15 protein-coding genes and 1 other annotated feature are annotated in these 12,956 nt (G+C 37.5%); of the genes, 13 read left to right on the top strand and 2 right to left on the bottom strand.

The window, feature by feature from the left end:
- The first annotated feature begins 92 nt into the window (after positions 1 to 92).
- On the top strand, positions 93 to 1,010 hold the full coding sequence (locus GPZ88_RS00160) for an L-lactate dehydrogenase (RefSeq protein WP_158914091.1): 918 nt from the start codon (positions 93 to 95) through the stop codon (positions 1,008 to 1,010).
- A gap of 34 nt (positions 1,011 to 1,044) precedes the next feature.
- Here the strand turns inward: GPZ88_RS00160 and GPZ88_RS00155 are convergent, their stop codons facing one another.
- On the bottom strand, positions 1,045 to 2,289 hold the full coding sequence (locus GPZ88_RS00155) for a bifunctional folylpolyglutamate synthase/dihydrofolate synthase (RefSeq protein ID WP_166042853.1): 1,245 nt from the start codon (positions 2,287 to 2,289) through the stop codon (positions 1,045 to 1,047).
- Between the two features lie 69 nt (positions 2,290 to 2,358).
- Complete coding sequence (locus tag GPZ88_RS00150; RefSeq protein ID WP_039696708.1) at positions 2,359 to 2,820, bottom strand: DUF6556 family protein; 462 nt, start codon at positions 2,818 to 2,820, stop codon at positions 2,359 to 2,361.
- A 196-nt stretch (positions 2,821 to 3,016) separates the two neighbouring features.
- On the opposite strand from GPZ88_RS00150, the gene GPZ88_RS00145 reads away from it, so the two are divergent.
- The 12 genes from GPZ88_RS00145 to GPZ88_RS00090 all read left to right on the top strand — a co-directional run bounded on the left by GPZ88_RS00145 (position 3,017) and on the right by GPZ88_RS00090 (position 12,952).
- A complete protein-coding gene (locus tag GPZ88_RS00145; RefSeq protein ID WP_166042851.1) occupies positions 3,017 to 4,162 on the top strand; it encodes a cysteine desulfurase family protein in 1,146 nt (381 codons plus the stop codon).
- A 40-nt stretch (positions 4,163 to 4,202) separates the two neighbouring features.
- Complete coding sequence (gene thiI, locus GPZ88_RS00140) at positions 4,203 to 5,417, top strand: tRNA uracil 4-sulfurtransferase ThiI (RefSeq protein WP_074560412.1); 1,215 nt, start codon at positions 4,203 to 4,205, stop codon at positions 5,415 to 5,417.
- A gap of 100 nt (positions 5,418 to 5,517) precedes the next feature.
- Complete coding sequence (locus tag GPZ88_RS00135) at positions 5,518 to 6,723, top strand: CapA family protein (protein ID WP_166042849.1); 1,206 nt, start codon at positions 5,518 to 5,520, stop codon at positions 6,721 to 6,723.
- Positions 6,714 to 7,253, top strand: a complete 540-nt coding sequence (locus GPZ88_RS00130; protein WP_074602235.1) for a GNAT family N-acetyltransferase — start codon at positions 6,714 to 6,716, stop codon at positions 7,251 to 7,253. Before GPZ88_RS00135 ends, GPZ88_RS00130 begins: the two co-directional genes overlap by 10 nt.
- Positions 7,254 to 7,344: 91 nt before the next feature.
- Positions 7,345 to 7,420: a sequence feature (ribosomal protein L21 leader region), on the top strand.
- Positions 7,421 to 7,455: 35 nt separating this feature from the next.
- A complete protein-coding gene (rplU, locus tag GPZ88_RS00125; protein ID WP_166042847.1) occupies positions 7,456 to 7,770 on the top strand; it encodes a 50S ribosomal protein L21 in 315 nt (104 codons plus the stop codon).
- Between the two features lie 12 nt (positions 7,771 to 7,782).
- Positions 7,783 to 8,118: a ribosomal-processing cysteine protease Prp gene (locus tag GPZ88_RS00120; RefSeq protein ID WP_039696713.1), complete on the top strand. Its 336-nt coding sequence runs from the start codon at positions 7,783 to 7,785 to the stop codon at positions 8,116 to 8,118.
- 21 nt (positions 8,119 to 8,139) lie between these two features.
- Positions 8,140 to 8,433: a 50S ribosomal protein L27 gene (gene rpmA, locus GPZ88_RS00115; RefSeq protein WP_004232221.1), complete on the top strand. Its 294-nt coding sequence runs from the start codon at positions 8,140 to 8,142 to the stop codon at positions 8,431 to 8,433.
- A 149-nt stretch (positions 8,434 to 8,582) separates the two neighbouring features.
- On the top strand, positions 8,583 to 9,500 hold the full coding sequence (locus GPZ88_RS00110) for a LysR family transcriptional regulator (protein ID WP_157328360.1): 918 nt from the start codon (positions 8,583 to 8,585) through the stop codon (positions 9,498 to 9,500).
- Positions 9,497 to 9,970: a signal peptidase II gene (lspA, locus tag GPZ88_RS00105; RefSeq protein WP_006531207.1), complete on the top strand. Its 474-nt coding sequence runs from the start codon at positions 9,497 to 9,499 to the stop codon at positions 9,968 to 9,970. Before GPZ88_RS00110 ends, lspA begins: the two co-directional genes overlap by 4 nt.
- Positions 9,954 to 10,850, top strand: a complete 897-nt coding sequence (locus tag GPZ88_RS00100; protein ID WP_166042845.1) for an RluA family pseudouridine synthase — start codon at positions 9,954 to 9,956, stop codon at positions 10,848 to 10,850. Before lspA ends, GPZ88_RS00100 begins: the two co-directional genes overlap by 17 nt.
- Before the next feature lie 286 nt (positions 10,851 to 11,136).
- Positions 11,137 to 11,658, top strand: a complete 522-nt coding sequence (pyrR, locus tag GPZ88_RS00095) for a bifunctional pyr operon transcriptional regulator/uracil phosphoribosyltransferase PyrR (protein WP_039696718.1) — start codon at positions 11,137 to 11,139, stop codon at positions 11,656 to 11,658.
- 61 nt (positions 11,659 to 11,719) lie between these two features.
- A complete protein-coding gene (locus GPZ88_RS00090; protein WP_420825318.1) occupies positions 11,720 to 12,952 on the top strand; it encodes a solute carrier family 23 protein in 1,233 nt (410 codons plus the stop codon).
- Positions 12,953 to 12,956 lie beyond the last annotated feature (4 nt).

Raw genomic sequence — 12,956 nt, 5'->3', positions numbered from 1 at the left:
TAATTGTAACCTAACATTTCTTGTTAGGTTTTTTTCGTATTTTTAGAGGTAAAGGTCTATAATGATTGATAACTTTATAAGGAGGTTGTTTTATGTCACGTAAGGTTGGAATTATTGGAATGGGTCATGTTGGCTCAACTGTTGCTCACGGACTGATTGCTCAAGGGGCTTTTGATGATTATGTCTTAATTGATACCAATGAGAAAAAAGTTACCGCAGATGCGGTTGATTTCCGTGATGCTGCAGCGAATCTAAATCAACATGCCAATATTGTGCTTAATGATTATGAAGCTTTAGCTGATGCCGATGTGGTTATCTCAGCTCTAGGAAATATCAAACTTCAAGATAATCCAAATGCAGACCGTTTTGCGGAGTTACCTTTTACAGCAAAAGAAGTGCCTTTGGTTGCTAAAAAGCTAAAAGAGGTTGGATTTAAAGGGATTATTGTAGCTATTTCAAATCCAGTTGATGTCATTACTAGTCTCTATCAACACTACTCAGGTCTTCCAAAGGAACGTGTTATTGGTACAGGTACTTTGCTAGATACTGCTCGTATGAAACGTGCCGTTGCAGAACGTTTTGGTGTTGATGCGCGTAGCGTTTACGGTTATAACCTTGGCGAACATGGAAATTCACAATTTACGGCTTGGAGTCAAGTTCGTGTCAAAGGACAACCAATTTCTAACTTTACAGACCAAGCGACGCTTGAGGAAATCGCACATGAAGCCATGATTGGTGGACATACGGTCTTTTATGGTAAAAAATACACAAGCTATGGGATTGCAAGTGCAGCTATTCGTTTGGCGATTGCAGTTGTTTCAGATAGCCATGAAGAATTACCGGTTTCTAATTACTATGAACCGCTAGATACTTACCTTAGCTATCCAGCTATTGTTGGACGAGAAGGTATTATCGAGCAAGTAAAATTAACTTTGCCAGCTGACGAAGAAGCTAAACTTGAAAATTCAGCCAACTTTATCAAACGTAAATTTGCTGAAAGTCTAAACTAATCAAAAAGAAATCCCATCTGAAAATCAGGTGGGATTATTGGTTGAGTAAAAAGTTGCGAACTTCTGAGATGAAGTAAAGCGAACCAGTGACAACAAAGAAATCTTCGGGTCTTTGTTCAGCTTTCTTTAGCCAGTCTTTATAGTCAGAAATTTTGGTGTATTTTTCAGGATAATCTGACAAGGCTTGTGCTTGATAGAAATCAAAACTGGTCACTGCTAAGTCGTATGCAGATAGTTCTTCGAGCATTTGTGTCAAAGGCTTACGCCCTAATCCTGCAAAGAGGATGTGAATGTTGCGATTTGAAAAGTCTTTTTTTAGCACGTCGACTAATTTTGCAATCGAATCTTCGTTATGTGCACCATCTAACATGAGGTTTGGTCGCATCAACTCACAACGCCCAGCCCAAACCGTATTTTCTAAGCCATTTTTGATAGTTGTTTTAGTAATATTTTTGAAATACGATTTAAGAATGATAGCAGCCATAGCAGCTAACGAGGCATTAGTTCGTTGATGATGACCAAGCATTGATAAAGTGATGTTTGCAATGCTTATATCTTTATAATAAAAATCAAAGCTTTCACCATTTTCTCTGATTGAGAACTCTTTATCTAGTTCATATGTCGGACAATCGAGCTCCTTAGCTTTTTGATGAAATACTTTTTGGACCTCTGGTGTCATTTGACCAAAAATAAAAGGAACGTGAGGATTTAAAACACCAGCTTTATGACCAGCAATTTCAGTAAGAGTTTTCCCCAGTGTTTCTTGGTGGTCGATACTGATTGATGGGCAGATAACTGCTTTCGCTGTAAAGACATTGGTTGAGTCAAAAGTACCACCAATACCAGCTTCAATAACGGCGACGTCGACAGGATTGATAGTTGCAAAGTAATAGAACATAAGAGCTGTGACAAGTTCAAATTCTGTTACCTTACCAACTTTTTCTTGAAAGTCATTGCTATCTACGATAGGTTTAATTGCCTGTGCTGTTTTAACCAGATCGCTATCAGAAATTTCTTTGCTATCGATAGCGATACGTTCATTAAAGCGCGTGATAAAAGGAGATGTGAAGGTACCTGTTTTATAACCTGATGCTGTTAAGATATGTTGGAGAAAACTAGTTGTAGAGCCTTTGCCGTTAGTTCCCACAATGTGAACAGCTGGAAATTTATTTTGCGGGTTATCAAGTAAGTTAAGGAGATGGCGCATGCGCTCTAAACTTGGTCGGCGACCATTAGCTTTGTGAGAGTGAATCCAATTTAGCGTGTCAATATAAGTCATGAGTTTATTTTACCTAGTAAAAAAGAGGTGGGATGATAAGGAATTTTATCGTCCCATTCCTCTTTGATTTTATTGATTTGTTTCAGTAGCACTTCCTGCAGTAGTATCAGATGTCGCTTGAGAACTTGTTTGAGTGTTGTCTTGTGTTGTATCAGCACTTGAACTGTAAGTTGTAGAATCTGAGCTAGAGTCATAAGTTGCATTGTTGCTATTAGTGTCACTATTGTAAACACTGTTGTTAGCAGCAGAACTTGAATATGTTGTTGACGCAGAAGTATCAGTTTTACTGTTATTGCTTTTGTTACCTTCTTTAATCACAACAGTTGTCGTTGATTTGTCAGTTGGCTTTTGACTTGATGAGCCTTTTAAGGCGTTTGTGATAGTGATACTTGCTACGATAATACTAAGGATAGACCCAATAAGAGCAATTGTTTTTTGAAAGGCTGAGAAACCTTTTTTAATGTGCTTTGATGGGGCTTGTTCCTTATCTTTTTTTGATGATTTTTGACGTCTAGAATAATGTTGAGACATTTTTAACTCCTTTTTCGCGTATGATTCTATTATAGTTTTTTCATTTTAAATGTCCAGTAAGAGATAGGACTCTTTTAAGAAATATTTTAGGTCATTTTCTTAAAAATAGGCTTAAAAAACTTAAGATTAAAGCTTTCACACTTATGAGAGACTGTGTTATAATGGTAGTATTGATTTTTTTGTGAAGGAAGAAAAAATGATTTACTTTGATAACTCTGCCACTACAATTCCCTATCCTGAAGTTTTGCGCACTTATCAGGAAGTGGCAAGTAAAATTTATGGAAATCCATCAAGTTTGCACAATCTAGGAACAAAAGCTAGTCGTATTCTAGAGGCAAGCCGTAAGCAAATCGCTGGCTTGCTTGGCGTTAAAAGTGATGAAATTATTTTCACTTCTGGTGGTACTGAAGGAGACAACTGGGGTCTTAAAGGTGTCGCATTTGAAAAAGAACGCTACGGAAAACACATCATCGTATCAGATATCGAACACCCAGCTGTCAAAGAATCTGCAAAATGGCTTGGCGAACACGGTTTTGAAGTGTCTTATGCGCCAGTTGATGAAAAAGGTTTTGTTGATGTTGATAAATTAGCAGAGCTTTTGCGCCCAGATACAACTTTGGTCTCAATCATGGCAGTTAATAATGAAATTGGTTCTATCCAACCAATTAAAGCCATCTCAGAATTACTATCTGATAAACCAGGAATTTCATTCCACGTGGATGCTGTTCAAGCTATCGGTAAAATTCCAGCAGCTGATTATTTGACAGACCGTGTTGACTTTGCAAGTTTTTCTGGTCACAAATTCCACAGTGTTCGTGGTGTCGGATTCATTTACAAAAAAGAAGGCAAGAAATTAAATCCATTGCTAGCCGGTGGTGGGCAAGAAGGTGACCTTCGCTCAACTACTGAAAATGTTGCAGGGATTGCTGCGACAGCGAAAGCTCTTCGCTTGGTTACTGACAAAGAAGCTTACGCCCTTCCAAAAATCGCCAAAATGAAAGAAATCATTTATGACGAATTAGCTAAGCACAAAGATATCGTTATTTTCTCTGGTAAAGATGATACTTTTGCCCCAAACATCTTAACGTTTGGTATCAAAGGTGTACGTGGAGAAGTAGTAGTTCATGCCTTTGAAGAACATGAAATCTATATTTCAACAACATCAGCTTGTTCATCAAAAGCAGGAAAACCTGCAGGAACATTGATTGCCATGGGAGTCCCTACAAAACTAGCGCAGTCAGCTGTTCGCATTAGTCTCGATGATGACAATGATATGGGACAAGTTGAACAATTCCTAACAATTTTCAAACAAGTCTACGAAAAAACACAAAAAGTAAGATAATTAATAAGAAAGGATAAAGAGATTTTCTCTTTAGAAAACTATGCAATACTCAGAAATTATGGTTCGCTACGGCGAATTATCAACTAAAGGAAAGAACCGCATGCGTTTCATCAATAAATTGAAACGTAACATGAAACACGTTCTTTCAATTTATCCAGATGTCCGTGTTGTGGCTGACCGCGATCGCGCTCACATTTTCTTAAATGGTACTGACTATGTTCCCGTTGCGGAATCATTAAAACAAATTTTCGGGATTCAAGCATTTTCACCATCATACAAGGTTGAAAAAAATCTAGAAACGATTAAAAAAGCTGTTCAAGATGTGATGACTGACGTTTATCATGAAGGTTTGACATTTAAAATCACAAGTAAACGTAGCGACCACAACTTTGAGATGGATAGCCGTGAATTGAATCAATACCTTGGTTCAGCTGTCTTTGAAGTTTTGCCTAACATTCAAGCGCAAATGAAAGGGCCGGATGTCAATCTTAAAGTTGAAATTCGTGAAGAAGCTGCCTACCTTTCATATGAAAATATCAAAGGTGCTGGAGGACTTCCTGTTGGAACAGCTGGACGCGGAATGTTGATGTTATCAGGTGGTATTGATTCACCTGTTGCAGGTTACCTTGCTCTTAAACGCGGGGTTGATATTGAAGCTGTCCACTTTGCTAGCCCACCATATACTAGTCCTGGTGCTCTTAAAAAAGCTCAAGATTTAACACGTAAATTGACAAAATTCGGTGGTAACATTGATTTCATCGAAGTACCATTTACGGAAATCCAAGAAGAAATCAAAGAAAAAGCGCCAGAAGCTTACTTGATGACTTTGACACGTCGTTTCATGATGCGTATTACAGATCGCATTCGTGAAGAACGTAATGGCTTGGTTATCATCAATGGTGAAAGTCTTGGACAAGTGGCTAGTCAAACGCTTGAAAGTATGCGTGCCATTAATGCCGTAACTGCAACGCCAATTATTCGTCCAGTTGTCACAATGGATAAATTGGAAATCATTGATATTGCACAAAAAATCGATACTTTTGATATTTCAATTCAACCATTTGAAGATTGCTGTACTATCTTTGCGCCAGATCGTCCAAAAACAAATCCAAAAATCAAAAATGTTGAACAATACGAAAAACGTATGGACGTTGAAGGACTTGTTGAACGTGCTGTTGCAGGAATTAAAGTGACAACAATCACACCACAAGCAGAACATGATGAAGTCGATGACTTAATCGATGACTTACTATAATAGATAGAAACTGCCTTTAGGGCAGTTTTTTTCTTACCAGTTAAATCCTGAAAGCCTAATCATAAAATGATATAATAGTCGCATGGAGGTGTGATTAAGGATGTTAGATAGGATAATTTATAAAAAGACAACGTTGGCTTGCTTGGCATTCATATTGCTAAGCTTATTAGGTGCAGCATTTTATGGCTTACTATTTGAGAAAGCTAGTCCAAGTGACAAGACTCAGCAATCAAAAGCTCAGTCAAGTAAAGTCAAAACAGCGCGTGTCATGGCAAATGGTGATATTCTTATCCATAATGGTCTTTATGGCAGTGCTGAGCAGGCTGATGGGACTTATGATTTTAAACCTTTCTTTGAGTATGCCAAAGACTGGATTTCAAGTGCAGATTTGGCAATTGGTGACTATGAAGGAACGATTAGTCCAGATTATCCTTTAGCTGGCTATCCTTTATTCAATGCACCGAGTGAAATTGCTGATGCTATGAAAGACACAGGTTATGATGTTGTCGATTTAGCTCACAACCATGTCCTTGATTCTGGTCTTTCAGGTGCACTTAATACCGTTAAAACCTTTGATAAATTAGGAATGCCTAGCATTGGCGTTTACAAAAAAGACCGAGACAAAGAAGATATTTTAATTAAAAATGTTAATGGTATTAAAATTGCTATTTTAGGTTATTCTTATGCTTACAATGGACTAGAAGCTAATTTGTCAGCTGAGGATTATGAGAAGCACATGTCTGATTTAAATGAAGACAAGATGAAAGCTGAAATTCAGGAAGCTGAAAAGAAAGCTGATGTAACAATTGTCATGCCACAAATGGGAGTGGAATACCAACGCGAACCAACTCAAGAGCAAGTAACCCTTTATCACAAGATGATCGATTGGGGTGCAGATGTTATCTTTGGTGGACACCCTCACGTTGTGGAACCATCAGAAACTGTCGAAAAAGACGGCGAAAAGAAATTTATTATCTATTCAATGGGAAATTTTATTTCTAATCAACGTTTAGAAACGGTTGATGACATTTGGACAGAACGTGGTCTTTTGATGGATGTGACATTTGAAAAGAAAAATCATAAAACGAAAATTAAAACTGTCGCAGCTCACCCAACAATGGTTTGGGTATGGAGCAAGGGCGTGACAGGGTCAGAAGGGTTTGTTCTTTCAGATTATCGTACGCTTATTTTAGAAGACTTTATAAAAGGTGGTAAATACCGCGACAAACTTGATGCCAGTATGCAAGAGAAAGTCGATACTGCCTATCAAGAAATGAATGAATTGGTGAATTTACAATGGAATTAAAACGTCAAGAGGTGAAACTTTTTTCAAAAAGTTCCCGTGATGTCAAAAACTTATACTTATCAGCTTTTCCAGCTGTTGAACGTGCACCGTATTTGCCGTTGTTGCTGACGGCTTATCGTGACTTAGCAGATTTTTATGCTTATTATGATGGCGATGATTTTGTCGGTTTAGCTTACATTTTACAAAATGAAGCTGTGGTTTATTTATTTTTCTTAGCTGTTAACCCTAACATTCGTTCTCGTGGTTACGGCTCAGCTATTTTGCAAGATGTTAAAGATTTAGCTGGGAATCGTCCAGTCGTTTTGGCAATTGAGCCTATGGACGAAAAAGCTGATAATTTTGATCAACGTTTGAAGCGCGTGCGTTTTTATGAGAAAAATGGTTTTCACATCACAGCCTATTATTACCATGAAGGTAGTGAGACCTATCAAATGATGGCAAATACTAAGCAGATTGATATTGATGCTATCGAAAAATTGACTAAAAAAGCTGTTTTGGGATTAGTGAAAGTATCCTTTGACAAAAAATAAAAAATGAAAACGTACTATCATTAAAAAAAGCTAGCATATTCCTTGCTTTAATTAGTCTAACATGATAAAATATGAACGTTGACTAAATGCACATCCTGTGCAACCGCACGAAAATCGTTTGTAAGCAACTCTCGAGGTTCACGATTTAGGCGAGTCTTCACAAGCGGAAAAATCCGCAACAAAATTTTATAGGAGGTGCACGATGAGCACATATGCAATCATCAAAACTGGTGGAAAACAAGTTAAAGTTGAAGTAGGTCAAGCTATCTATGTTGAAAAACTTGATGTTGAAGCTGGTTCAGAAGTAACATTTAACGAAGTTGTTCTTGTTGTTGGTGAAAAAACTGTTGTTGGTACACCAGTTGTTGAAGGAGCTTCTGTTGTTGGTACTGTTGAAAAACAAGGAAAACAAAAGAAAGTTGTTACTTTCAAATACAAACCTAAAAAAGGTTCACACCGTAAACAAGGTCACCGTCAACCTTACACTAAAGTTGTTATCAACGCTATCAACGCATAATTTAGCATTCTCATGATTCAAGCAACTTTTATTCGCCGCAAAGGCAACTTAGAAAGTGTTGAACTGACTGGTCACGCTGGTAGTGGTGAATATGGCTTTGATATCGTATGTGCAGCTGTTTCAACTTTATCGATTAACTTTGTTAATTCGTTAGAAGTTTTGGCAGAATGCAATGCTGATTTTGCTGTCAATGAGATTGATGGTGGTTATATGAAGATTGATATCTCTCATATGACTAAGAAGACAGATGAGAAAGTTCAACTTTTATTTGAAAGCTTTCTTTTAGGAATGACAAATTTGGCTGAGAATTCGAAAGAATTTGTGTCAGTTAAGGTCATTGCAAACTAATTTGAAAAGAGGACACTACATATGTTAAAAATGAATCTTGCTAACTTGCAACTTTTCGCCCACAAAAAAGGTGGAGGTTCTACATCAAATGGTCGTGATTCTGAAGCAAAACGTCTTGGTGCTAAAGCAGCTGACGGTCAAACTGTTTCAGGTGGATCAATCCTTTACCGTCAACGCGGTACTCACATCTACCCAGGTGTGAACGTAGGTCGCGGTGGTGACGATACACTTTTCGCTAAAGTTGAAGGTGTTGTTCGTTTCGAACGTAAAGGTCGCGATAAACGTCAAGTATCAGTTTATCCAATTGCAAAATAATTTAACAGAAAAGTCTGCTTCGTGCAGGCTTTTTTTGTTCCTTTTTGAAATACAAAATGGTTAGTCAGTCACTTTGGGCTTGATATAGCGCCATTAGCTATATTTTGCTATAATAAAGATGATTGATTTTTTAGAAAGAATGATTGACAATGAATATACAACAACTACGTTATGTTGTAGCTATTGCAAACAGTGGGACCTTTCGTGAAGCGGCTTCTAAGCTTTTTGTCAGTCAGCCGAGTTTGTCAGTAGCTATTAAGGACCTTGAAGGTGAATTAGGTTTTCAAATTTTTACACGTACAACGACAGGTGCTGTCTTAACGAGTCATGGAATGACCTTTTATGAAAAAGCTTTGGAGGTTGTTAAGAGTTTTGATTCGTTTGAAAAGCAATTCTCGCAATCATCGACTGATTCAGATGAGTTTTCTATCGCTAGTCAGCACTACGATTTTTTACCGCCTTTGATAACAACCTTTTCTAAGGCTCATCCAGAGCACAAGGATTTTCGTATTTTTGAGTCAACAACTATTCAAATTTTTGATGAGGTGGCTCAAGGTGATAGTGAGATTGGGATTATTTATTTAAATAATCAAAATCGCAAAGGACTTTTGCAACGTATGGAAAAATTAGGCTTGGAATTTGTCGAGTTAATCCCTTTTAAGACTCATATTTATCTGGCTAAGACTCATCCTTTGGCACAAAAGGAAAGTCTTTTAATGGAGGATTTGAAGGAGCTACCAACAGTCCGTTTCACCCAAGAAAAAGACGAGTACCTTTATTATTCTGAGAATTTTGTTGATACCAGTGATAGTCCACATGTTTTTAATGTGACTGACCGTGCAACCTTAAATGGTATTTTAGAGCGTACAGATGCCTACGCAACTGGTTCTGGTTTCCTAGATAGCCGTAGTTTTAATGGTATTACTGTTATTCCACTTGAAGATAAGCTAGATAATAAAATGGTTTATATCAAGCGTCGTGATAAAAATTTATCGGCTTGTGCTTTGAAATTCATCGCTGTCATGAAAGATTATTTTGAAAAATTCAGTCCAAAGGTGACCAAATGAAAAACTATAGAAAACTTTATTTTCCATTAGCTGCTGTGATGTTGATTTTGTTGGATCAACTAAGCAAGCAATGGATTGTCAATCATATTCCTTTAAATGCCATTCGCAAATGTGTGCCAGGTATTTTTAGCTTAACTTATTTACGTAATTATGGTGCAGCTTTCTCTATTTTGCAGAATCAGCAGTGGTTTTTTACGGTGATTACACTTGCTGTTGTCGGAGCTGCTTGCTATTATTTTATTAAAAATATTAATGGCAATTTTTGGTTCTTATTTGGACTTTTGCTGATTATTTCAGGAGGTATCGGTAATTTTATCGATCGTTTGCGACTTGGTTACGTTGTTGATATGGTTCATTTGGATTTTATGAATTTTGCTATTTTTAATGTGGCGGATTCGTATTTAACAGTTGGGGTAGTGATTTTATTTATCGCCCTATGGAAAGAGGAGGAAAATGGAATTAATCATTAAAGAAGCTGGCGCTCGTTTAGATAAGGCGTTAGCAGACTTAACAGATTTGTCACGTAGCCAAGCTAATGATGAAATTAAAAAAGGAACAGTTTTGGTAAACGGCAAAGCTGTTAAAGCAAAATATGCTGTCAAAGTTGGCGATGTTGTGACTTATGAAGTGCCAGAAGAAGAGGTACTTGAATATAAAGCAGAAAATATTCCACTTGATATTGTTTATGAAGATGAAGATGTCGCAGTGGTTTACAAACCTCAAGGCATGGTTGTTCATCCATCTGTAGGTCACACGTCAGGTACTTTGGTCAATGCATTGATGTATCATATCAAAGATTTGTCATCTATCAACGGTGTGATTCGACCAGGGATTGTTCACCGAATCGATAAAGACACTTCAGGACTTTTGATGATTGCTAAAAATGATACTGCCCACAATGCACTTGCTGCTGAATTGAAGGATAAAAAATCCCTTCGTAAATATGTGGCTATCGTACATGGTAATATTCCAAATGATCGTGGTGTTATTGAAGCACCGATTGGCCGTTCTGAGAAAGACCGTAAAAAACAAGCTGTTACGGCTAAAGGAAAATCAGCTGTGACACATTTTAAAGTCTTGGAACGATTTGGAAGCTACACACTTGTTGAATTGACTTTGGAGACAGGTCGTACTCACCAAATCCGTGTGCACATGGCTTATATTGGACACCCAGTTGCAGGAGATCCATTGTACGGACCACGTAAGACGTTGAAAGGTAATGGTCAATTCTTGCATGCCCAAACACTTGGCTTTACACATCCAAAAACAGGTGAAACGATGACATTTACAGCTGAAGTGCCAGCGATTTTTAAAGAAACACTTGAAAAATTGCGAAGCGGAAAAGCTTAAAACATATGATAAAAATTGCAGTGATGAACCTTTTGGAAAGTCCTGCTTTTTTATTCGTTTTTGCGAAAAATCACGAGATATTTTTTTGCTGAAAATCGTAAATCTCTTGTCAAATGATGAACGATTTGGTATTATATAAGAGTAAATATTATCCTTTAATACTGTCCCGTGAGGCAGGCAAGGAGAGAACGGTAAAAGAAGCGTGCAACTGGTATAGTTGTACCTATATTTTGTGGAATCTCCTTGGTAACGAGGAGATTTTTTGTATATTAAGAGAGGTTTGTTTATGAAAACAAAAGAAATTGTTGATGACGTAACAATGAAACGTGCGATTACACGTATCACTTATGAGATTATTGAGCGTAATAAAAATCTTGACAATATTGTTCTTGCAGGAATTAAGACACGTGGTGTCTTCATTGCTCGTCGTATTCAAGATCGCTTGAAACAATTGGAAGGTATTGATATTCCGCTTGGTGAACTTGATACAAAACCTTTCCGTGATGATATGAAAGTTGAAGAAGATACAACAGATATGCCAGTTGATATTACTGGTAAAGATGTTATCTTGGTTGACGATGTGCTTTATACAGGACGTACAATTCGTGCGGCTATTGATAACTTAGTAAGTCTTGGTCGTCCAGCTCGCGTTAGTCTTGCTGTTCTTGTTGACCGTGGACACCGTGAACTCCCAATTCGTGCTGATTATGTTGGTAAAAACATCCCAACAAGTGCTATCGAGGAAATCATTGTTGAAGTGATCGAAGTAGATGGTAAAGATCGCGTTAGCATTGTAGATCCAAGCTAAGCAGTATTAGAATTGAGGAGGATGATAAAAAGTGGAAAACGTAAGATATGATGTGCATGATATGCCAAAACCAGGAATGCTGTTTGGATTATCATTTCAACATTTGTTTGCAATGTTTGGCTCAACAGTTTTGGTGCCAATCTTAGTTGGAATTGATCCAGCGATTGCCCTGTTTTCAAGTGGTTTAGGTACTCTAGCACATTTGACAGTAACCAAATATAAAATCCCAGCTTACATGGGTTCAAGTTTTGCTTATATTGCGACTATGCAAATGTTAATGAAGACTGACGGGATTGCAGCGGTAGCACAGGGAGCTATCGCGGGTGGTTTGGTTTACTTAATCGTTGCCTTGATTGTAAAATTTGCCGGAAATGCATGGATTGATAAAGTCCTTCCACCAATCGTGGTTGGTCCAATCATCATCGTTATCGGTCTGAGCCTTGCAACAACAGCTGTTAACGATGTAATGCTTAAAGACGGCGAATACAATTTTACTTACCTTTTAGTTGGGATGGTAACTCTTCTTGCGGTTATTCTCTTTAACATGTACGGTAAAAAGATTATCGGTGTTATTCCAATCTTGCTTGGATTGATTGTTGGTTACATTTTTGCATTAGTAGTTGGTGTGGTAACTGGTCAAAGTATTGTTGATTTGTCAGGTGTGGCAAAATCAGCTTGGTTCCAAGTTCCAAGTTTTGATATTCTCTTTGTTGACTATCATTTCAAACTTTACCCAAGTGCTATTTTGACAATGGCTCCAATCGCATTTGTAACAATGACTGAACACTTTGGTCACGTGATGGTTCTTAACAGCTTAACAGGACGTGATTTCTTTAAAGATCCAGGTCTTGACCGTACGCTTACAGGTGATGGTTTAGCACAAATCATCGCTGGTTTCTTTGGTGCCCCACCGGTAACATCATACGGTGAAAACATCGGTGTTATGGCCCTTAACAAAATCTACTCAGTATATGTTATTGCTGGAGCAGCGGTAATTGCTGTAGTAATGAGCTTTATTGGAAAAATCTCTGCTCTTCTTTCATCAATTCCAACACCAGTTATCGGTGGTATTTCAATTGCACTCTTTGGTGTTATCGCATCAAGTGGTCTTAAAATTTTAGTTGAAAATAAAATTGATTTTGATAATAAGAAAAATCTTTTGATTGCAAGTGTTATCTTAGTGTCTGGTATCGGTGGTTTGACATTGCAAGTTGCTGGTTTACAAATCACAGGTGTTGCTTTCTCAACACTTCTAGGTATTATCTTGTATCAAATTCTTCCAGAAAAGGACTAAAAAA

This window comes from Streptococcus ruminicola (assembly GCF_011387195.1).
Taxonomy (GTDB): Bacteria; Bacillota; Bacilli; order Lactobacillales; family Streptococcaceae; genus Streptococcus; species Streptococcus ruminicola.
This window is presented reverse-complemented; position numbering and strand designations above follow the sequence as displayed.